A 24815-nucleotide genomic window follows, 5' to 3' on the forward strand; every position below is an offset into this window, starting at 1 on the left:
ACTTGCCGTTTGCTTCATAATTACTAGAGTTCGCTTCATTTGTTTTACTGCCCGTAACAGCCTCAATTTATATTTGTTGAGTGGTGTATTCCTAGAATTGAATACGCCTAAATAACAACTTAAAACTTAATTAATTATGACTAAACTCAAAATGACATTCATTGCATTTATTGCAATGTTGGGGCAATTGGCCCACTCACAAACTTCTACCATTTCTGGTGTAGTTTCTGATGAAACAGGGACTCCGCTCCCTGGAGCATCGGTTGTGGTGACGGGTACAACAAATGGTACACAAACCGATTTTGATGGTAATTTTACATTATCCAACGTACCATCTAACGGTACATTATCCATTAGTTACATTGGCTACGTTTCTCAACAAATTTCTATCAACGGGCAATCTTCCATTACTGTATCAATGGAAATAGATGCTCAAGCTTTAGATGAAGTTGTAGTCGTTGGTTATGGCGCACAAAGTAGGGCTGCAGTAACAGGAGCCATATCTAGCGTAAAATCCGAAGATTTAAATGCAGTTCCCGTTGCTAATGCCACGGAAGCCTTACAAGGTCGTGCTGCAGGTATTTCTGTTGTAAATACAGGTGCACCAGGTTCAGAGCCATCAATCACTATTAGAGGTCTGGGAACCTTTGGCAATAACTCTCCATTATTTGTTGTTGATGGTGTAATTGTAGGAAACTTATCTGGTATAAACCAAAACGACATTGAAACCATTAACGTATTAAAAGATGCGTCAACCACTGCCGTATACGGTGCACAAGGTTCTAACGGTGTTATTATCGTAACTACTAAAAAAGGAAAAAGTGGTAAAACACAATTATCTTTTAATGCACATACCGGTTTTCAGCAGAACAACCAACGTTATAATGTTCTGAATACAGAACAATATTTACAATATGCAAGTGACGCTTGGGGCATAGTACCTAATACACCTTCTTCTACATCAGGTTTAAACACCAATTGGCAAGATGAGATTTATACCACAGGCCTAATTAGAAGCTATGATATGGCTGCCTCTGGCGGTAGTGAAACAAGTAATTTTAGAATTTCAGGTGGTTATTTTGAAAGAGAAGGTATCATTATCGAAACCGGTTTTCAGAGATATTCTTTTAGAGCAAATAGCGACTTCACCTTTGGCAAACTAAAATTAGGTCAAAACATGTCGATCAATTTCAATAAGCAAAATCCTGATCCAACTGGTATTGGTGATCGTTCACTTTTAGAGCATGCAATTAAAGCTGCCCCCTATTTATCTGTTTACAACTCTAACAACTTAGGAGGTTTCCAAGGACCAAATAGTGCGGGTGACGGACAAGATGCAGAAAACCCAGTGAGAATATTAAAGCATGGTAATGCCCTTAATAACACTTTTGCATTGGTAGGTAACATTTTTGCAGAGTATGATATTATAGAAGGATTAAAGTTTAAATCGCAGGTTGGTTTAGATTATTACAAAGGAACAAGTGATAGATTTATACCTTCTTACAATGATGACAGTTTAGGTGGTACCCATCAGCAAGCTTTCGCATCTATTACCAAAAACAACTCGGCAGGACAAACTATAATTTTCACCAATAGCTTAACATACAACACTACATTTGGCGATGCCCACAATTTTGAGGCATTATTACTTTCAGAAAAATTTGAAAGTCAAGGCACCAGTTTAAATGCCAATAGTAGAAATTCTGTTTCAGATGAAATAGATGAACTTTCTAATGAAGATTCTAGTTTACAGAGTACTTCATTTGAGTATAACAGATTAGGTTTTCTAGGTAGATTAAACTACAACTACGATGACAAATACATTGCCGCAGTTTCTTTAAGACGTGATGCATCAGCCAAATTTGGGGCGAATAATCGTTGGGGATGGTTTTCCTCTTATGCCTTAGGATGGAACATTGCAAAAGAGAATTTCATGGAAAACACCAGTGTTAGCACCTTAAAATTAAGAGGTAGTTTAGGATACTCTGGTAATGACCGTATTGATAACTACCTATACAGTGCCACGTTGGTCAACAACTTCCTATATCCTATTGCTGGTTCCAATGCTGTTGGTACTACAGCCTTCGGACTTGAAAATCCTGATTTAAAGTGGGAAGAAACAAGACAACTTAACGTTGGTGTAGATTTAGGTTTTGCAAACGACAAGTTTACTGCAGCTCTTGAATATTATGAAAATAGAAGTGACGATCTTCTTATTAGAGTGCCTACCTCTACATCTTTGGGTATTAATGAAGGTAGTCAAGTAAGAAATGTTGGATCTGTTGAAACTACAGGTTTTGAACTGAGCTTAGGGTTCAATGACTTTGAAGGCGACTTTAAATGGTCTGCAAACTTAAACCTTTCTACAAGCTCAAACGAAGCATTATCGTTAGGTGGTGTAGATGAACTAGTTGGCGGTAATTTTGAAAACCAGAATATTACAAGAGTTGTAAAGGGCGAATCTTTATTTCACTTCTTTGGTCTAGTTACAGATGGTATTTATCAAAATCAAGCTGAAGTGGACGCTGTATTTACTGCAAACCCAGATCAAACTACGGTACAGCCGGGCGATATAAGGTTTAAAGATTTAAATAACGATGGCGACATTACATCAGAAGACAGGGCAATTATTGGTGATCCATTACCAGATCTTACTTATGGTCTAAACTTAAGTGCTGATTATAAAAACTGGGATTTCAATATGTTCTGGACAGGAATTTATGGAAGAGACCTTTACAACACCAACATCTATGACCTAGAGGGTATGCCAAGGTTATTCAACTCAGGCGTAAGTGTATTGGATAGGTGGACACCGACTAACCCGTCAACAACTATTCCTAGAGCAGGCGGAGCTCCACAAAACCTACAATTATCCGATCGTTTTGTAGAAGATGGTTCTTTTTCCAGATTAAAGAACTTGACCATTGGTTATACCATACCTAGCAATGCATTTGGTAGTGAACTATTCTCAAAGTTTAGAATCTATGTAAGTGGTCAAAACTTAATAACTATAACAGACTACTCGGGCTTAGATCCAGAAGTTGGTAATGGTGATTTATTCGAGTATGGTATTGATAGAGGTGCCTATCCACAGCCTAAGACTTACTTAATAGGTTTACAAGTATCATTTTAATTGTTAAAGAAAAGAAATATGAAATCGACAAAAATAATTTTTTCAACATTCGCGCTATTCACCGCTTTGGTGATCATAAATGCGTGTAGCGAAAATGATTTGGAACTGGTAAACCCTAACGGTCTATCCCCAGATACATTTTTTAAGACAGAAGCCCAAGTTCAATCTGCCGTCAATGCGGCATATGCAAATTTGCAAACACGAGGACTGTACAGCAGACATATGTTTTTCTCACAAGACAACATGTCTCATGAAAATGATGGTAATCCGCAATTAGAAGCGGACAAAAGGCAATATTTAGATTTCTCCTTTGATTCTAGCCACGGTCCTATTGCAGACTATTGGGAAAGTTGCTATAGAGGCATCAACAAAGCAAATTTTGTAATTGGTAATGAAGAAGCTATCAACGCCATAGATGAAGGTTTGGTTAGTACCGCTACCAAGCAAAAGTTTATTGGTGAAGCTAAATTTTTACGTGCGCTATATAACTTTCTTTTGGTTACCAGATTTGGAGACATGCCTTTAATTACTGAAATACCTACAACTACGGTTGGGGTTGCCAAGTCAACTGCCGATGAAGTTTATGCGTTGATCATATCAGATTTACAGGCAGCCTCCTCTAGTTTACTGGACAAAAGTGAAGAAGATAATGGTAGAGCTACCAAAGGTGCGGCCATCGCACTATTAGGCAAAGTATACCTATACAGAGGAGAACATGCTTTGGCATTAGCAGAATTCAATAAAATTTCGGGCTACTCACTAGAACCAAATTATTTTGACAATTTCACGGAGGAAACTGAACATGGTGTAGAATCTATCTTTGAAATTGAATATGATGATGCTTTGGGTGCAAGTGCAAAATGGGACTCATCGGTTACAGGTGCAGGTCCAAACGAAGCTACTTTTAGAGGTCAAGAATATGGTTTTAATGATTGGTTCAATGTTTTTCCTTCAAATGATTTGTTAGATGAGTTTGAAGATGGCGATGCAAGATATGCCGGTAGTTTTTATTCTGTAGGCGATACGTTTGCTGGCGGAGTGGTTACAGCCGAAATGTTGACTGCTGGTGAACAAAGAAGAGCTGGTTGGAAAAAATACCAGAACTATTACAAAGATGCCAACGAAGATCAAGAGTCTGGCATAAACTTTAAATATTTACGCTATGCAGATGTGTTATTGATGAAAGCTGAATGTGAAAACGAAGTAGGTTCTCAAGATAATGCTATTGACTTGATCAATGAAGTTCGTGAAAGAGCAACATTGGATGATTTGCCATACGGTCTTTCTAAAGCTGAAGTGTTTGAGGCTATTGTTCATGAAAGAAAAGTGGAATTGGCAGGAGAGCAAGTACGTTTTAATGACATTTTAAGATGGAATTTGACCGACACAGAATTGGCAGGGACTAATTTTCAAACCGGAAAAAATGAGCTTTGGCCCATACCGGATAGAGAAATATCCTCAAATGAAAACATAACGGCGGCAGACCAGAACCCTGGTTATTAAGAGAGTTATGTTGAGTTAGTTTAGTTTGATTGGAGCAGCATGTTAAAACATGCTGCTTTTTCTATATACTTGCTAAGAATACCTTATTTTGAAAATTAAATTTGATCCTATGAAATCATCAATTGCTCTTAGGCTATTTATTTGCTCATTGGGCTTATTTGTATGTATAAGCTGTAGTGAAAAAACCAAAGCTTTTAATGGCAAAATTTTCTCAAGCTTAGATGCTAGCCAAAGCGGAATTGATTTTAGTAATGTACTTACCGAAAACGATTCCCTAAACTATTTCACTTATGCTTATCTATATATGGGTGGTGGCGTTGCTACAGGAGACATCAATAATGACGGGCTGCCAGACCTTTTTTTTACCGGAAATCAAGTTTCCAATAAATTATACCTCAATAAAGGTAATTTGCAATTTGAAGATATAACCGCCACTGCAGGTGTTGCTGGTGATGACCGCTGGTACACGGGGGTTACCATGGCAGATATAAATGGAGATGGATTTCTGGACATTTACTGCTCCGTAAGTGGAAAATTCTCTCCAAAAGAAAACCAATTGTTCATTAATAATACCGATGGCACTTTTACCGAGAAAGCTGCCGAATATGGGCTTGCCGATAATGGTAACAGTGTGCAAGCGTCTTTTTTTGACTATGACAAGGACGGCGATTTAGATGTCTATGTTGCCAACTACCCTCCTACCAACTTTACGTCTCCTACTTTCTACTATTCCTTTAAAATGAAGAACCCAAAGTCTTCAGAGTCCGATCACTTATACAGAAATGACGGCAATAAATTTATTGATGTAACAGAAGAAGCCGGTCTTAAAAATTTTGGCTTAACATTAAGTGCTACCGTAGGTGATATTAATAATGACACCTGGCCGGACCTTTATGTTTCCAATGATTTCAACTCACCAGATTTTATGTATATCAACAACCAAGACGGTACATTTAAAGAGGTGGTTAAAGAAGCTACAGCGCATACTGCTTTCTATGGGATGGGAACAGATATAGCAGACATTAACAATGACGGCAATCTAGATATTTTTCAGGTAGATATGGATGCCAGAAGCAACCGAAGAAAAAAAGCAAATATGGCCAGTATGAATCCAAGTTTATTTTGGGCAGTTGTCAATGCTGGTTTTCATTACCAATACATGCATAATTGTATGCAACTTAATTCGGGCATTTATACAGATGGCATCCCACATTTTTCAAACGTATCCAGAATTACCGGCACCTCATCTACTGACTGGAGTTGGGGACCATTGTTCGCTGATTTTGACAATGATGGCAATAAAGACTTATTCGTATCAAACGGAACAAGAAAAGAAATCAATAACAACGACTACTTTAATAAATTAGATAAAATAAAAATCAAAGAAGATACCCTACTCCAACTGAGCAACAGTATACCTTCAGAAAAAATAGAGAATTTCATTTTTAGAAATAATGGCAATCTAGATTTTGAAATGGCAAATGACATTTGGGGAATAGATTACAAGGGTTTTTCTAATGGGGTTGTTTACGCAGATTTAGACAATGATGGAGATCTTGAAATCATTACCAACAACATAGATGATAAAGCTTCGGTATTTAAAAACAATAGTTCTGAAACCAACAACTTCGTTACCGTAAATTTTAAAAGTGATGATGAGAACACTATGGGTCTGGGCAACAGGGTCTATGTTACTACAGATGGTGTAACCCAAGTACAAGAACTCACCTTATCTAGAGGTTTTCAGTCATCTGTAGCTCCAGAATTACATTTTGGTGTTGGTAAACATACCACAATAGACGAAATCAAAGTAGTTTGGAACAATGGTAAGGAAGAAATCAAAAAAAATATAAATAGCAACCAAAAACTAACTTTCGCAAATAAAGAAGCGACTGAAATAGCTACGACTACTACAGAATCCCCAAGAATATTTACTACGGATACCACCCAATTTTTCCCGGAATACAAGCATGTTGAAAATTACCATGATGATTTTGCTACGCAAGTTCTTTTACCTCACCAAATGTCAGCTTTTGGTCCCGCTTTAGCCATTGCCGATGTTAACGGAGATGGATTGGACGATTACTATATCGGCGGATCTGCAGAACAAAAAGGTGCATTATTTATACAAAATGATTCCGGTTTTGTACAACAGAGCAGTTCTTTTCTTGACGAAGATATTTTAAGTGAAGACACTGGAGCTCTATTTTTCGATGCCGATGACGATGGTGATAAAGATCTTTATGTGGTAAGTGGTGGATATGAGTTTACAAAAACCGACAATTTACTTAGAGACAGATTGTACCTCAATGATGGAAACGGTGAATTTACCAAGGTACCAGAAACCCTTATGCCAAATATCATTTCCAGTGGATCTAAGGTATACAATGCCGATTTTGATAATGATGGTGATGAAGACCTTTTAGTTTTGGGCAGACAAATACCAGGTAATTACCCTAGTCCCGCAAGTAGTTATATTTTGGAAAATATAAGTAATGACAATGGCGTAAAATTTCAAGTGCACAAAAAATTGCAGCCAGATGCATTTAAGAACTTAGGAATGGCAACCAGTGCCATAATTACGGATTTTGACCAAGACGACCGAAAAGATATTATTGTTGTTGGGGAATGGATGCCAATTAAAGCATTTAAAAACACTGCTGATGGATTTATAGAAGTTTCTGAAGAAATGGGGCTAAGCTCTGACACTACCGGTTGGTGGTGGAGTATTGAACAAGGTGATTTTGACCAAGACGGTGATATGGATTATGTAGTTGGCAATAATGGCCTAAACTATAAATACAAAGCAACTGAAAGCGAAACCTTTGACATCTTTGTTAACGATTTTGACAAGGATAATAAAGACGATATAGTATTGAGCTACTATAATGACGGAAAGCAATATCCTTTAAGAGGGCGTGAATGTTCATCTCAACAGATCCCGGCGATAAAACAGAAATTCCAAAACTATGAGAGCTTTGCAGAAGCTACGTTAGAAGATGTTTATACTGAACGTTCATTGCAATCATCACTTCACTACCAAGTAAAGTCATTTGCAAGCGTGTACTTAGAAAATAAGGACGGTAAGTTTATAGTACATCAACTGCCCGTAGAAGCCCAAATATCAAGTGTAAACGAAATTTTGGTCAACGATTATGACAAAGATGGATATCTGGATATTCTATTGGCCGGAAACCTTTTGGTATCTGAAGTAGAAACCCCGCGTAATGATGCTGGCTATGGCTTGTTCTTAAAAGGCAATGGCAAAGGTGATTTTATACCCGTTTCAGCTAATGATAGTGGTATGTTTATACCTGGTGACGTAAAGGCTATGGGTATCATAAGAAAAGGAAGTCAGGACAAATACATACTTGCAGCCAAAAACAATGATTATTTACAATTTGTAAGATGGAAATAACGAAAAGGTTATAGAAAATTAAGTTCAACTTTTATTGCTAGAAAACTCTATTTCTAAACCTTGTTATTGCTTATTTCCAACACTAAAGAAAATAAAGGCAATATGATTTGAACATAACCTCTGTTTTTTTAAAAAAAATCTATCTGTAGCCAGTCTAAACAAAATAAATATATTTTTAAAAGAATCTCTTTTACATACGTTTGAATTTTATGAAACATACACTCGCAAAGTCCTTATTCATTTTATTATCATTTTTTACAGGGAATGGTCAATCTATCGAAGATTATAAATTATGGCTAAGATATCACCCCATAGAAAAACCTGAATTGTTAGATTTATATTTAAATCTAACAGAGCATGTTTATTTTTCATCTGATAGTAAATTGCTTAAAAATGCGAAAAGCGAATTCTCGAATGCCCTACCACAACTAATAGGTAATAATGCAAAATTTGACACTAGCTTTTCAAGAAATACCAAACTTTTGGTCACCGTATATGAACAATTACCCGAAGAGATAAAATCCAAACTAAAAACTAAAATTGGCTTAATCAAAGAAGAAGGTTTTATAATACAAACTGTTGATTATAACAATTCTTCCTTGACAATTTTAACTGCCAAACAAGAGGTGGGTATTTTATACGGTACTTTCAGATTTTTGTCATTTATGCAGATGCATAAAAAAATAGTAGATTTCAATATTGTCGACAGTCCTAAAATTCAGCTTAGAATGTTAAACCATTGGGATAATCTTGACAGAAGTGTTGAAAGGGGTTATGCAGGTTTTTCTTTATGGAACTGGCAAAAACTACCTGAACATATCGATCAGCGCTATATAGATTATGCGAGAGCAAACGCATCAATTGGAATCAATGCCACAGTACTTACCAATGTTAATGCGAATGCGTTGGTATTAACTCCAAGGTATTTACAAAAAGTTGCAGCACTGGCCAATATATTTAGGGAATACGGAATAAAAGTATATTTAACGGCCAGGTTTTCGGCACCCATGGAAATTGGTAATTTAAATACGGCAGACCCAAAAGATGAAAATGTAGAAAAATGGTGGGCTCAAAAAGCAATGGAGATTTATGATCTTATTCCCAATTTTGGCGGCTTTTTGGTTAAGGCAAATTCTGAAGGACAACCTGGACCACAAAATTACGGACGAAATCATGTAGATGGTGCAAATATGATGGCCACTGTCTTAAAACCTTTTGGCGGCCATGTAATATGGCGAGCCTTTGTATATTCTGAACATAATAATATAGACAGGGCAAAACAAGCTTATGATGAATTCTTACCGTATGATGGTAAATTTGATGATAATGTAGTTGTACAGGTAAAAAACGGACCAATCGATTTTCAGCCAAGAGAACCATTTCACCCATTATTCGGTGCAATGAAAAATACTTCTTTGGCAATGGAATTTCAGATCACACAAGAATATTTAGGTTTTAGCAGCCACCTCGTATATCTTCCTAAATTGTTTGAAGAAGTTTTAGACACAGACACCTTTGTTGAAGGTAAAGGTTCTACAATTGCCAAAGTGATAGATGGTAGCTTGTATCAAAATAAAATATCTGTAATGGCTGGTGTTTCAAACATTGGTAATGATTTAAATTGGACTGGTCATCCGTTTGCACAAGCAAATTGGTATGGATTTGGGCGTCTAGCCTGGAACCCATACCTAACCTCTGAACAAATAGCTGATGAATGGCTACGCTTAACTTTTAACAATGAAAGTGAATTTATTGCTCCAGTCAAAGAAATGATGTTAACCTCAAGAGAAGCTGTAGTCAATTATATGAACCCTTTAGGACTTCACCATATTTTTGACTCCGGTCATCATTATGGTCCTGGTCCATGGGTGGACAATTTGGGTAGAGCAGATTGGAATCCCGTTTATTATCATAGAGCGGATAATAACGGTATAGGTTATAATAGAACATCTTTGGGTAGTAAAGCCACGTCTCAATATGCACCAATACTGAAGAAGTTATACGATAGCCCCAAAACTATACCCGAAGAATATTTGTTATGGTTTCATCATTTACCTTGGGACTATACATTACAAGATGGCACTACTTTATGGGACGGTATTGCATTAAGATACCAAAAAGGTGTAAATCAAGTATATCAAATGCTACGAACATGGCAATCTGTACAACCATATATTACCAAAGCCCAATATGAAGATGTTAATATGTTGCTTCAAATTCAGCTAAAAGAAGCTAAATGGTGGCGAGATGCATGCTTATTATATTTTCAATCGCATTCAAATTTACCATTGCCAAAAGAAGTTGAAAAACCAGAAAATACATTAGAATATTACAAGTCATTAAAATTTCCGTTTGCGCCAGGAATTAGACCAAATTGGAATTAATAATGCCTCATAGATTTTTAAAAGCAAAAATTAGATTAAGTATCATGAAGTTAAAGTGCATAATAAGTTATCGTCTACCAAATTGGATAGTAGTCTTATTTTTCATGAGCATAAGCACCTTTGCGCAGTCGCAAACTATTGCCGATAGATATAATTTTGTAACTATAGATGAAGGCATACCAAAAAGTGCCATTACGGGAATTTTACAAGATAACGACGGACTTATTTGGATTGCAACATATGGTGAAGGGCTTTACAACTATAATGGCACCGATTTAAAGGCATTTAAACAAAATTCTACAGATAGTACTTCAATTAACAGTTCTATTGTGCACACTATTTACTTAGACTCAAAAGATCAACTTTGGGTGGGTACCAGTAAAGGTCTTAATCTTTACAATAGAACTTTGAACAATTTCACAAGTTATAATTTAAAAGGCATAAAAGATGTACCTGTTTTCTCTATAAATGAGAGCTCAAAAGGGTTATTGTTTATAGGCACCCAAGCACAAGGCCTATACACTTTAGACCCTAACACAAACAAAATTTCAGAAATTAGAGATGCTTTAGCTTCAAACGGCAGCAAGTCTGTCATTAACGCTATTGTTTCTCTACCCCAAGGCAATATGATGATCGGTTCTAATTTAGGTCTATATCACTACAATGCAGAAAAAGATATTCTAAACGAACAAAAAATAGGCAACGATAAAAATAGCTACGCCATACAGTCGTTATCGGTTGATGAAAACCATAATATTTGGGTAGGTACTTTTTCTAAAGGTCTTTTAAAACTAACTAGAAATGATCAAGGTGTTTTTAGTTCCCAACAATTTTCATTTACCGATAAAAGAATATTCGGTATTAAAAAGCTTGATAACCAAACCATAATTTGCGCTACTGAAAATGATGGCGTCTTTGTATTGGATACTTATGGAAATCCTATTTACAATTATACTTATGATAAGTTTGACCCAAACAGTATTAGATCAAATTCAATTTGGTCGGTTTTCGTAGACAACCAAGATCGAATTTGGTTGGGATATTATAATAAAGGCATTGGGGTATTTGACAAATTCTACGATAAGTTTCAAGACATACAAAGTTTGCCCTATAGTACAAACTCATTACAATCTCCTTCTGTTACAGGTATACTTCAAGATACCGATAACAATTTGTGGATCGGTATGGATGGCGGCGGTATTGATAAATACAATTTAAAAACACAAGAATTTCATCATCTAAGCGATGACCAAAATTACAAGTCCTTAGAAAAATTAGATATTCAAACCTTGTTCTTAGATAACGATGAAAACTTATGGGCAGGTACATGGAGCTCTGGTATCTACTTCCTACCTAAAAATGGTAACAAGATCATCAATTATACTATCAATAATACTAATGGCGGTTTAACATCCAATAGTATTACAAACTTTGCTCAAGATACCAATGGCAAAATATGGATCGCTACGTTTTTTGGAGGCTTACACTCCTTTGACCCAGGAACCAGACTTTTTAATAATCATGCTGACGCCTCATTTAACACGTCACTTGGCAAAGAAGGACATATACGATCAATTCTTATAGACGATAATGATCATATTTGGATCGGTGGTCCTTATGGCCTTCTAAAAGCCTATAAAAACAATGAAGAAAAATTTGTAACTCAGGTTTTTAGTGAAATTATTACGGGTGACAGCTCGGTAGAAAACAATATTAATTCAAGAGCACTCTTTCAGGATAGCCAAAAGAATATCTGGTTAGGCACCTATGAAAAAGGTGTTTGCAAAATCAATAGCAAACAGAATACCATTGAATGGTTCAATACTAAAAACGGTCTTGAACTTGAAAATGTTTCATCGATCATAGAAGATAATAATGGAAATATTTGGATCGGTGGAGATAGTGGCCTATCCATGATAGATACCAATACGAATGAAATCTTCAACTACAACAAAGAAGATGGTTTACTCGCCAATAACTTTAATTATAACGCCGTAACCAAAGACAATGACGGACTCCTATATTTTGGCAATTACGAAGGCATAGACTATTTCAACCCTACGAACATTTTAAAAAACGGTCATGAACCTAGAGTCTACTTTACAGACTTAAAATTATTCAACACATCTGTAAAACCAAATGATACAGATTCACCGATACAAAAAAACATAGACCAAGTAGAACATTTAACCTTAAATGCCAAACAGTATGTCTTTACCCTAGAATTTGCAGCTATTAATTTTACCAGGGCCAACAACAATAATTACGCGTACTATCTAGAAGGTTTAGAGGATAATTGGAACTATGTAGGTAACAATAGAACCGCCACCTACACCAACCTCTATCCCGGCGATTATGTTTTTCATGTAAAAGCCTCCAACAATGATGGGGTTTGGACAGAAAGCCCCTTGCAATTACCAATTACCATACTCGCTCCGTGGTGGGCTACCAAATGGGCCGTTGGTGCCTACGTACTTTTCATTATAGGTTTGGTATATATTATTAATTGGTATTTGAACAAACGAAGGGAAGAACGCAGAATTATTCAATTAGAAAGATCGCAACGTCAACAAGAAGAACTTCTAAATGAAAAGAAAATTCAATTTTTCACCAACATTTCGCACGAGTTTAGAACTCCCCTTACCTTGATTATGAATCCTATCATGGATATCATGGAAACCAATAATTACAAGCTCAACAAAGGGTTAAAAGAAAAACATAGAATAATATACCGGAATGCACAACGTCTAAAAAATTTAATTGACGAGCTGATGGATTTTAGAAAACTGCATTTACATAAAATGACATTGAATTCTTCTAAGATAAATGCCTATAAGTTTATAAAGGAAATCACAAAGCACTTTGAAGAAGAGGCCTTTGAAAAAAATATATTGCTCAGTACAGAAACGGATGACAATATTGAAATGGATTTTTGGGGAGACCCCGGTTTACTTGAAAAGGTCATTTTCAATTTGTTATCAAATTCATTTAAGGCTACACCGGAAAACGGCGTTATAACTTTAGGTATTTATGCCCACATGCATAAGGTAGTTTTCCCGCTTTTAAATGATTCTACTCCCCGAAATACATTGGAAATCAGTATTGAAGATACCGGATCGGGAATTAACAAAGAGGATATAGAGCATATATTTAAAAGGTTCTATCAAGCATCTGATAAAACGCAACAGTATTTTGGCAGCTCAGGTACAGGAATTGGTCTAGAGCTTGTGCAAAGCTTTGTACAACTCCATAAAGGGATGGTTGAAGTAGAAAGTGAAGTCGGTCAAGGCACCAAATTCACCTTATTGTTTCCTCTAGGCAAGGACCACTTAGACTCATCAGAACTAAGTATCCCTACCGGTAAAGCAATTAAGGATATTGAGGAAGAATATGCTATGGAAGATGTTTCATCTAATGCGCTATTTGATCTTGAAACTGAGAACAAAAAGACAATTTTAATAGTAGAAGACAACACCGAGTTAAGAATCTATTTAAAGAACAAACTAAGAGCTGATTATACCGTTGTAGAGGCAGAAAACGGTAAAATAGGATTACAAATCGCGCTGAAAGGAATTCCCGATATTATCATTACAGATGTAATTATGCCAGAAATGGATGGTTTTGAATTCTGTAAACAAATAAAGGAAGATTTAAAGACCAGTCACATACCTGTAATTATGCTTACAGCTAAAGCAATGAGCAGTGACAAAATTAAGGGTATAGATTCTGGTGCAGATGCCTACCTTAACAAACCGTTTGAAATGAAACTGTTGAAGTCTTACATTAACAGGCTTATAGAAAGCAGACAGCAATTCTTAGAGAACAATATTAACGACAAAAATAAAATCACCCTTTTAGATAACACCTCTAATTTAGATAAAACCTTTATGCAAAAGGTGTTAGACTACGTAAATGAAAACCTGGGAGAGCCCGATCTTAATGTAGAACATTTGGCAGATGACATGTCATTGAGCAGAAGTCAACTTTATAGAAAAATAAAGGCCATAACCGGTATGACGGCTAATGAACTTATTAGAAAAATTCGTTTAAAGAAAGCAAAACAGATGATTGAAAGCGGTAGCGACTCCATTAGCGAAGTTGGTTTTAAAGTTGGTTTTTCATCTGCATCCTACTTTAGCAAATGTTTTAAAAATGAATTTGGAATTCTACCTACAGAATTAAAAAGTACTACTTAACTTTTATACTTCTAGTTGCGTTTTTAGCAAATTGTCATTTTTGCAATTTAAAGACCTACAATCATCAAAATGCCCGCAATTACTAGTGTCAACTGATAATAATGCAACAATTTTAGCATCTAATGCGCCATAAATTCTAATGGAACTTAATTGCCAATTGTATTTTTAGAGTCTGTTCAAAAACTAAAAATCAATTATGTTCCATATGAAAAACAACCCATCAGCTCTATTTAAAAAAATCAAAAATCTGTCTTTTATTGCCCTTCTTTTTCTAATGGTAAATTGTGCTGATCAAAAACTTGCTTTACCAGAAACAAAAGAAGTTTCCTTAAAAGAATCCTTTGCAGATAACTTTCTAATTGGTGCAGCTGTAAATGATGCACTAATTTCATTAAAAGATAGTCTTGGCGCCAACCTAATAAAAAAGGAATACAATACCATTACGCCAGAAAATTCAATGAAATGGATGTATATGGAACCCCAACAAGGCGTATTTGAATTTGAAACTGCTGACCGTTATATAGATTTCAGTACTAAAAACAATATAGCCTTCATTGGCCATAATTTGGTTTGGCATAGTCAATTGGCAGAATGGGTTGAGAAGATAACATCTGCAGAAGAATTAAATGCCAGTTTAAAAAATCACGTGCAGACCATAACTGCTAGGTATACAGGTAAAATTCACGGTTGGGACGTAGTCAACGAAGCTCTAAACGAAGACGGCACATTGCGTAATTCATTATTTCTAGAAAAGTTAGGTCCAGATTATTTAGTGAACTCTTTTAAATGGGCAGAAGAAGCCGACCCAAAAGCGGAGCTATATTACAATGACTACAACATGACCCATGAAGAAAAAAGAAAAGGAGCTATTGAATTGGTAAAAATGCTGCAAAAGGAAGGTGTTAAAATCGATGGTATTGGCATGCAAGCGCATTGGGGCTTAGAAGACCCAACACTAGAACAAATAGAAACTAGCATTTTAGCTTATGCAGATTTAGGGATTAAAGTGATGATGACCGAGTTGGACATCACCGTATTACCTAACCCTTGGGATCTGGAAGGCGCAGAGGTAAGCCAAAATTTTGAAGGCAGTGAACATATGAATCCGTATACCGATCAATTACCCGATAGTGTAGCCACTCAATTGGCAAAACGCTACAAAGATATTTTTGAGCTTTTTGTGAAACATAGCGATAAGATCAGCAGGGTTACCTTTTGGGGTATTAATGACGGTCACTCTTGGCTAAATAACTGGCCCATTGAAAAAAGAACCAATTACCCATTGTTATTTGACCGTTCATACCAACCAAAAGCTGCATACCATAGCGTTTTGGAAATTAAGCAAGACAGCACTCATTAAACATTATAACCAAACAACTTTAAATGAACAACGAACATAAAGTATCTTTAAAAGAGAAAATAGGTTACTCCTTGGGGGATCTATCGGCAAACTTGGTTTTTCAAACCTTGGTAACCTATTTGGCATATTTTTACACGGATATTTACGGTCTAGAAACCAATGATGCATCATTGATTATATTCATCGTAGGTATGCTTGCGGCATTTGCGTTTAATCCGATTGTAGGAGCCTTAGCGGATAGAACCAGAAGCAAATGGGGCAAATTTAGACCATGGATCCTATTTACCTCGGTTCCGTTGGGTGTAGTAGCACTATTAGCTTTTAGCACACCAGATTTTAGTTATACGGGTAAAGTGGTCTATGCAGCGGTAACCTACACCCTACTCCTGTTACTTTATGCAGCCAATAATTTGCCCTATGCCGCCTTGAGCGGTGTTATTACGGGCAGTATGAAAGAGCGTAACAGCATTTCTTCTTTTCGATTTGTTGCTGTAATGTTCGCCCAGTTCTTTGTTCAGGTATTTATGCTGCCTATTATTCAATATGCAGGTAATGGCAATAAGGCCGTAGGTATAGAAATTGTCATGACCTATTTGGCGATCATTGGCACGGTAATGTTACTAATTACTTTTTTTACCACTAAAGAAAGGGTCATACCAACAGTGGAACAAAAATCCAGCTTTAAAGAAGATTTGGGCGACTTAATGAAGAACAGACCTTGGATCATCATGTTAGTGTTGACCACTCTTGTATTTATCACATTGGCCATGAAGGGCGGATCCTATGTCTATTATTTCGAGAATTATGTAGATGCCAATAGTTTGGCAACTTTCATAGGTCCATTACTGAATAGTTTAAAATCCGTTGGGATTAATTTCTTTGGAGATGATCCAATATCCGCTGGTTTTGGACTGTTCAATGCCGGAGGAATTATTTTCATGATCGTTGGCATTTCACTTTCTAAAGCTTTAGCGGATAAATATGGTAAACGCGATGTTTTTGGCTCCGCCTTATTCGTGTCAACCTTATTCATAGCGGTATTCTATTTTTTCCCCGCTACTTCTGTAGAACTTATGTTTCTATCCCAAATACTTCATGGTTTCTTTTATGGAATAACCATACCGCTTTTATGGGCAATGATAGCAGATGTGGCCGATTATTCCGAATGGAAAAATAACAGACGTGCAACAGCCATCATTTTCTCTGCCATGATGATTGGGCTTAAACTGGGATTAACCATAGGTAGCTCTCTGGTAACTTGGATATTGGGACTCTACAATTACATCCCAAAGAAATTTGCCGCAACAGAAACAGTTGTACAGCCAGACAGCGCTATTGAGGGAACAAAAATGCTGGTAAGTATTTATCCTGCCATATCATTTTTTATTGCCATTGCTCTTTTATTTCTGTATGAAATCAACAAGAAAATGGAAAACCAAATAGAACAAGATTTAATAACAAGAAGAAAAGCTTAATTATGCCAGAAGAAAGTATAGATCATATTGACTTTGACGAATTGAACAAAAACGCGGTTTCTCAACCTTTGGTGAAACACATTTACACTGCAGATCCATCTGCCCATTATTTTAATGGCAAAATATATATTTATCCATCGCATGATATAGAATCAGATATTCCATTTGATGATTTAGGCAGCCATTTTGCCATGGAAGATTACCATGTGCTTTCTATGGATAGCATTGACAGTGAAGCTACGGATCACGGAATTGCGTTGCATGTTGATGATGTAGCCTGGGCAGAAAAGCAAATGTGGGCTCCAGATGCCGCACATAAAGATGGTACATATTACTTGTATTTTCCTGCAAAAAAGGCTGATGGAATATTTCAAATAGGTGTTGCGGTTTCTGATAGTCCAACTGGTCCGTTTAAGGCGCAACCCGAAGCAATTAAAGGAAGTTATTCTATAGACCCAGCCGTTTTTGAAGATGAAGACGGCTCTTATTACCTATATTTTGGAGGTATTTGGGGCGGACAGTTACAGAAATACAGAAACAATGCATACCATGAGGATAATGAATTGCCTACACCAAACGAACCGGCTTTATTGCCCATAGTGGCAAAACTTACAGATGACTTATTGGAGTTTGCCGAAGAGCCTAAGGAAATTCAAATATTGGATACCGAAGGAAACCTATTGCTAGAAGCCGATAATGACCGTCGATTTTTTGAAGCTTCATGGATGCATAAGTATAATGGCAAATACTATTTTTCATACTCTACAGGTGATACACATTTCATTTGTTATGCTATTGGTGATACTCCGTATGGTCCTTTTACGTATGGAGGTAGAATTCTGGAGCCTGTGGTCGGTTGGACTTCCCATCACTCAATTTGCGCAATAAAAGACAAGTATTATTTATTCTATCATGACAGTAGTCTCTCGCGTGGAGTTACCCACCTACGTTCGGTCAAAATGATTGAACTAGAACACCAACCAGATGGACATATAAAAACAATTTCACCCTATACTAACTAACCGGAACTATACGTGAACATTAAGTACCCATTGTTGAAAGTATACATTTCAGCAATGGGTACTTCTTTTTTGTTATAATTGGCATTGACAGCTATTTATCATCTAATTTTACACTTTGTTATAACAAAAACGTACAAATTAAGTTATACAGCAAAGTGTTAAACATACATATATAACATGTTCAATAAAAAGTACACAGTTTTAGGTGAGACAATAGCAAAAGGTAAAGGCGCCCAGTTAAATCTAGATATCGCCAAACTACACACAAGAACAAAGATCGAGGTTCCTGTGATAGTACAGCGCGGAAAAAAAGATGGTCCTACCCTATTGATCACAGGTGGTATTCACGGCAATGAGATCAATGGCGTTGAAATAGTAAGGCAAATAGTCTCCAAAAAATTTAACAGACCAGATTGTGGTATGGTCATATGTATACCGGTAGTCAACATCTTCGGGTTTTTAAACCAAACAAGGCAATTTCCAGATGGTAGGGATTTGAACAGGGTATTTCCCGGCAGCCTAAGAGGGTCTTTAGCCAGTAGGTTTGCTTACCATTTGGTAAAAGATATAGCACCTGTTATAGACTATTGTATAGACTACCATACGGGTGGAGATAGCCGTTTTAATGCACCCCAGATTAGAATAGATAGAGATGATGTAGATGGCCTTGCATTGGCAAAAGTATTTGGAGCTGAATTTATAGTGAAGTCCGCCGGAAGGGAAAAATCCTTTCGTGAGACGCTGCATCAATTAGACAAAAAAGTGTTGTTGTATGAAGGTGGTAAATCGCTTCAAATAGACAGTGAAATAACGGATACGGGCGTTGTAGGTGCCTTACGGATGATGCATCACTTAGGACTTCGAAATTTTGAAAAAGAATTGGCAGCATATGCACTTAAAGAATCCATACCAAAATTGGTGCATGCCTCTAAATGGATCAGGGCAAAACATTCTGGCATGTTTCACCCAAGTATAAAGGTGGGCGAATCCGTGCAAAAAGGAGATGAAATAGGAAGCATATCCGGACCGTTCGGTTACTTTGAGAAAAAAATAAAAGCGAAAGAAACAGGCTATATTATTTGTATAAACGAGTCTCCAATAGTGAACCAAGGTGATGCCATTTTTCACATTGCGCATGATGTAGAATAAATTAAGAAACCCTAACCACATCACCCAAAAAGTTAAAGATCACCTGCAACTAAAAACAGTTATTAAACTGATACTAGGATCATTATGTAACCAGCAAAAAAGTGTATTATTTTATTTTTAGGCGCATCTAAAACTTAATTCAACACCACTTTTCTTTTGTTCAATATATTGCTAAAGCGCATTTCGCAAGATGACAAAGCTCCAAAAAATGTAATAACTGCTCATTTAGCCATTACTTCTCCTATCCTCAACACTTTACGCCAAAAAATGTCCCCAATATTTGGAAGTAAATAACATAATTTAAAGTTAAAGATCTCATGAAGTTGAAATACACCAATACATTGATTACATTAGTGTTACGGGTATTTCAAAATCATAATTTGCATGACCGAGATAGAAAAAACATTACAAAATAAAAGTGTCAGACCTACCGCCATGCGCATACTTATCTATAAGTATATGGCCAGTAAAAATACCGCTGTTGCTTTGACAGATATTGAGAATGCTTTTGATAAAGCGGAGCGTACTACACTCTACCGTACTTTAAAAACTTTTGAAGAAAAAGGACTGGTACATCAAATTGATGATGGCACTAATATCTCAAAATTTGCGCTATGCGAACCCGGCTGCAATTGTGAAATTGATCAAGATCTTCACCTACATTTTCACTGTGGCAATTGTGACAAAACCGTTTGTTTGACCGAACATAAAATTCCCCATATAAATCTGCCCCAAGGATACTTAGCCGAAGATGCCAATTTGGTCATTAAGGGCGTATGCGATTCTTGCAGCCAGCACTAAATGCACTTCTGTTGCACTGATGTTTTGCCCACCTTTGCGGTGTTATGAAAAAGAACCCAATAAAAGAGACTGTAACTAAAGCCCCTCAAAGTTCATGCGGACATTGTTGCGGTAACGAACATACAACAGAAAGCACTGGCAAAATTTCAAATTTTAACCTATACCTGCCTGCCATCATCAGTTTTTTGATGTTACTTATTGGTATTGCCATTGACTATTTCAAAATATTACCATTTTTCAACAACTATATACGCCTAGGGTGGTATATTATAGCATACATACCCGTTGGTTTCCCCGTCATTAAAGAAGGCTGGAAAAGCATTACAAACGGAAACTTTTTTACCGAATTCTTTTTAATGGGAATTGCAACTATTGGTGCGTTTGCCATAGGCGAATACCCTGAAGGTGTTGCCGTAATGGTCTTTTATGCAGTTGGTGAACTCTTTCAAGGTGCCGCTGTAAAACGCGCAAAAGGCAATATTAAAGCTTTACTTGATCTACGACCGGATCACGCCTTGGTTTTCCGGGATCATAGCTATATTTCAGTAGCACCGGAACTCGTGGAAATTGGAGAAAAAATACAAGTTAGAGCCGGAGAAAAAGTACCATTGGACGGACAGTTAATTTCTGATAAAGGAACATTCAATACTGCGGCACTTACCGGTGAAAGCAAACCAATGTCCCTAAAAAAGGGAGCTCCTATTTACGCAGGAAGCATTAATACATCTGGCGTTATAGAAATTACCACTACCAAAACATACAAAGACAGCTCTATTGCCCGCATTTTGGACATGGTACAGAATGCAACGGAAAGAAAATCAAAGACAGAACTGTTCATTAGAAAATTTGCAAAAATTTATACCCCCATAGTCACATACCTTGCCATTGCACTGACCTTTCTACCCTACTTTTTTGTAGAAAACTATGTGTTTCAAGATTGGCTGTACAGAGCTTTGATATTTCTTGTAATCTCTTGCCCATGTGCTTTGGTAATTTCTATTCCCCTAGGGTATTTTGGCGGCTTGGGCGCAGCTTCCAGGAACGGAATTCTATTTAAGGGAGCTTCATTTCTAGACACCATGACCAAAGTGAACACGGTAGCTTTGGACAAAACAGGCACATTGACCAAAGGGGTTTTCAAAATAAAGGATCTTGTTAAAGATCAGATCTTTACCGAAAGCGAATTCATGAACTACTTGATCGCCATAGAATCTCAATCTACGCACCCTATTGCGAAGGCTATTTTAGAATATGAATTAAATGTACAACCCTATAAAGCATCAGAAGTAACCGAAATTGCAGGCAAGGGTTTAAAAGGATTGGTCAATACCAAAACTGTGCTTGTGGGCAACAAGGCCCTTATGAACGACCACCACATTAGCATACCAAAAGAAACAGAAACTGTTGTTGAATCTATAGTGATGATGGCAATAGACGGAAAATTTGCCGGCTACGTAACTATAGCCGATGAAATAAAAGAGGATGCCTTACTAGCTATTGCGAATATGCGTAAGGCGGGTATTCAAAAAATTATCATGTTATCCGGTGATAAAGATTCCATAACCCAAAAAGTAGCACAAGAACTAGGGTTGGATTGGGCAAAGGGCGGACTGCTACCCGAAGATAAATTGGCGGAAGTGGAGAAATTAAAAAATGAAGCAGGGACCAAGGTGGCATTTGTGGGTGACGGAATCAATGATGCTCCTGTACTGGCCATTAGTGACGTAGGTATTGCCATGGGCGGATTAGGAAGTGATGTTGCCATTGAAACTGCTGATGTTATTATACAGAACGATCAGCCTACAAAAATTGCCACAGCAATTAAAATAGGAAAATCTACCCGCAAAATCGTATTGCAGAATATTGCCTTGGCCTTTGGGATAAAAATTATTGTTCTTGCTATGGGTGCAGGTGGCATGGCTACCATGTGGGAAGCCGTTTTTGCCGATGTTGGTGTTGCCCTACTAGCTATTTTGAATGCAGTGCGTTTGCAAAAGATGCAATGGAATTAACGGCTAATTCGAACATTATGAAAAAAATATTGAGTAATCTGTATAACAGTAGCTATTATATTTAACATCAGTAACAATCCGTTTTCAACTGATCGCTTTGCTCAAAGGCTTCGAATGTAATTTGTTGGTTTCCTTCAAGAATTTTTTCAATTACATCAAGTACATCATGCTGCATTGCCAAAGATCCACAGAGCATTATGGTGCCTTTTTCATTTATGGTCTGCAAGACCAATTCCCTTTGCTCTAGAACGGCATCTTGAATATACTGTCTTTGTCCTTCTCTAGAATATGTTGCAAACAGGTTGAAATTCTTTAAGCCTGACCGACTTTTTTGTAATATATCATCATAAAGCGATTGCGAAGCCCTTGTACGTCCTCCCCAAAACAGTGTGATATTCTGAGCTGTATTTTCAGAGATCATTCCTAAGAACGGAGCTATTCCGGTACCATTTGAGATGAAAATTGAATTTTTAGCATTTTTAGGTAAATGAAAATGCGGATTCACGTCTATAGCAGCTTTAAAAAATTGACCCGTTTCTAACCCATATAGAAAATTAGAGCCTCTGCCCAACTCATGTTTTTTAATACTTAATAAAATATCACCAACTACCCGCGCAATGGAATACTGACGAACCATTTCATCATTATTAGGGAAAATTGCCAGTAAATCCCCAGATGTAAAATCAATTTTAGATACTGGCCGTAATCGCAACAAAAAAGTATCGTCTACATTTAAATCCGTTCGCTCCACAACCTCAAAGTCCACTTTTTTATATTTCTTCTTATGGATCAACGGTCTCTCTACCGGAATGGTAAAACCAACTTTATTGGAGAATTGAATCAACCAAAGTTCAAAAGATTCAAAATCTGCCTGATTAATTTTAAATAGCGGCAATTGTCTTTCAAAACTATCATCTGCATAGATCTGCTGATTCACATCTATGGCATATTTACAGTAATCGGGATAATCCAAAGACCCAAATCCCACTACAGAATATGCTATAGCATTCGGTTGCGTTACGGTTGAAAAAATCGCAGGGAATTTACGGGCATTGGTAGGCGGCTCACCTTCACCATAGGTAGATGTAAACACAATGATATTTTTAGCTTTTGCATACACGCTATACTTGTTAAGCTCCGTTAAATAGACCTTCTTCCCTACTTGCGTTAATCCGTTATAAAATCGCTGTGCAAAATCGAACGCCGTACCACTTTCAGAACCTACTAAAATTACATACTCGCATTCATCCTTATCGGGCATTTGCGAAACTCCTTTTGCCTTCTTTCTTCGTTTTAATGTCATCACGAAACCTGAGTACATAAAAAACAAAATAGACGCACTGGCCAATAACAGGATAACGGACCATATTACATTGCCCTCACCGGTATGCAATACCAAACTTAATCTTGATGCTAAGGTCACAAACGGATAATCTCCTTTACTAACAATCTCACCTGTTTGCTGATGTACCTCCACTTCCTTATCCTGTAAAGCAATGAGATAGTATTCTTCCGGATCATCTGAAAAAGGAAATTCTACCTGGCGTATTTCTGCCAAGGTAGTTTCCTTAAAAAACGGAATATCTGCAATGTTTTCGTATTTCTGAGCTGAATTGCTTACCTGTACCTCAACCTGATCAACCGTTGTTTTCGGCAATAAATTAAATTTTTCCGCAGATAAATACACCCCTGTAAAAGCAAGAATTATGATGGGTATAAAAAACCATCTGCTCAATACTACGTGGTACTTTAGCTCAAAATAATCTTTCTGGACTTTTGTAAATAATTTTAAAAATCCGCCTTGGCGCTTAGCCAATAAAACCAATCCGGTAACAGCAATAATCAATAATAGTAATGAAATTAGACCAACAAAGAACCTACCTATACTCTTTAAAAAAAGGGAACGGTGTACATTGGTAGCAAATGTATACACATAGGGCCGCTCTTCTACTTCACCAAGCTGTTCTCCAGTAAATGGATCTATATACACATCCAAAGTTTCCATCTCCATGGTCAATACGGAAGCTTTTACAAAGCCAGATGATTCTACTTCTAAACCCAACACCTCATCATATGAATCTTTAAGAGCAGTAATGGTCGTTGCCAGCGGAACTTGATCTAAATCCGCCACGGCATAACCTTTGGTTTGGTGCGAAATAGGCTCTACGGCAAGTATAATACCGGTTATAGAAGCTACCACCAAAAATAGAGATGAAATTAAGGCAAGCGTAAGATGACTATACCGCCAAATAGAAATGGTCATAAGTAGGAATGTAGTTTTATAACAGTATATAATTTAAAAAATTCCAGAATGGCGGTTTAGCGCCAATCTGGAAATGTGATTGTAAAAAAAGCAAACAAG

At 36.9% G+C, this 24815-nt stretch carries 12 protein-coding genes; 11 read left to right on the top strand and 1 reads right to left on the bottom strand.

Annotated elements, in window-relative coordinates; translation table 11 throughout:
* Nucleotides 1–136 precede the first annotated feature (136 nt).
* The 11 genes from B2Z27_RS19725 to B2Z27_RS19775 all read left to right on the top strand — a co-directional run bounded on the left by B2Z27_RS19725 (nucleotide 137) and on the right by B2Z27_RS19775 (nucleotide 22453).
* Entirely contained in the window at nucleotides 137–3133 is a 2997-nt protein-coding gene (locus B2Z27_RS19725; RefSeq protein ID WP_286814949.1) for a SusC/RagA family TonB-linked outer membrane protein, read from the top strand.
* Nucleotides 3134–3151: 18 nt separating this feature from the next.
* A complete protein-coding gene (locus tag B2Z27_RS19730) occupies nucleotides 3152–4636 on the top strand; it encodes a RagB/SusD family nutrient uptake outer membrane protein (protein WP_286814950.1) in 1485 nt (494 codons plus the stop codon).
* 109 nt (nucleotides 4637–4745) lie between these two features.
* Nucleotides 4746–8054: a VCBS repeat-containing protein gene (locus B2Z27_RS19735; RefSeq protein ID WP_286814951.1), complete on the top strand. Its 3309-nt coding sequence runs from the start codon at nucleotides 4746–4748 to the stop codon at nucleotides 8052–8054.
* Nucleotides 8055–8263: 209 nt separating this feature from the next.
* Nucleotides 8264–10438 (top strand): alpha-glucuronidase family glycosyl hydrolase, encoded by a 2175-nt coding sequence (locus tag B2Z27_RS19740; protein WP_286814952.1) that lies wholly within the window; start codon nucleotides 8264–8266, stop codon nucleotides 10436–10438.
* A gap of 104 nt (nucleotides 10439–10542) precedes the next feature.
* Nucleotides 10543–14634 carry a two-component regulator propeller domain-containing protein gene (locus B2Z27_RS19745; RefSeq protein WP_286814953.1) on the top strand — a complete coding sequence of 1364 codons (4092 nt, stop codon included), beginning with the start codon at nucleotides 10543–10545 and terminating at the stop codon, nucleotides 14632–14634.
* 196 nt (nucleotides 14635–14830) lie between these two features.
* Entirely contained in the window at nucleotides 14831–15994 is a 1164-nt protein-coding gene (locus tag B2Z27_RS19750; RefSeq protein ID WP_286814954.1) for an endo-1,4-beta-xylanase, read from the top strand.
* A 23-nt stretch (nucleotides 15995–16017) separates the two neighbouring features.
* Nucleotides 16018–17469 (top strand): MFS transporter, encoded by a 1452-nt coding sequence (locus B2Z27_RS19755; protein ID WP_091605059.1) that lies wholly within the window; start codon nucleotides 16018–16020, stop codon nucleotides 17467–17469.
* A 2-nt stretch (nucleotides 17470–17471) separates the two neighbouring features.
* Nucleotides 17472–18491 carry a glycoside hydrolase family 43 protein gene (locus B2Z27_RS19760; RefSeq protein WP_286814955.1) on the top strand — a complete coding sequence of 340 codons (1020 nt, stop codon included), beginning with the start codon at nucleotides 17472–17474 and terminating at the stop codon, nucleotides 18489–18491.
* Between the two features lie 177 nt (nucleotides 18492–18668).
* Nucleotides 18669–19640, top strand: coding sequence for a succinylglutamate desuccinylase/aspartoacylase family protein (locus B2Z27_RS19765; protein ID WP_091605064.1), 972 nt, complete (start codon nucleotides 18669–18671; stop codon nucleotides 19638–19640).
* A gap of 384 nt (nucleotides 19641–20024) precedes the next feature.
* Nucleotides 20025–20441: a Fur family transcriptional regulator gene (locus B2Z27_RS19770; protein ID WP_286814956.1), complete on the top strand. Its 417-nt coding sequence runs from the start codon at nucleotides 20025–20027 to the stop codon at nucleotides 20439–20441.
* A 44-nt stretch (nucleotides 20442–20485) separates the two neighbouring features.
* A complete protein-coding gene (locus B2Z27_RS19775; protein WP_286814957.1) occupies nucleotides 20486–22453 on the top strand; it encodes a heavy metal translocating P-type ATPase in 1968 nt (655 codons plus the stop codon).
* 67 nt (nucleotides 22454–22520) lie between these two features.
* Here B2Z27_RS19775 and B2Z27_RS19780 read toward each other — a convergent pair whose 3' ends face one another.
* Entirely contained in the window at nucleotides 22521–24716 is a 2196-nt protein-coding gene (locus B2Z27_RS19780) for a PepSY domain-containing protein (RefSeq protein WP_286814958.1), read from the bottom strand.
* Nucleotides 24717–24815 lie beyond the last annotated feature (99 nt).

Origin of the sequence: Maribacter sp. UBA3344 (assembly GCF_002362375.1) — a bacterium.
GTDB lineage: Bacteria > Bacteroidota > Bacteroidia > Flavobacteriales > Flavobacteriaceae > Maribacter > Maribacter dokdonensis.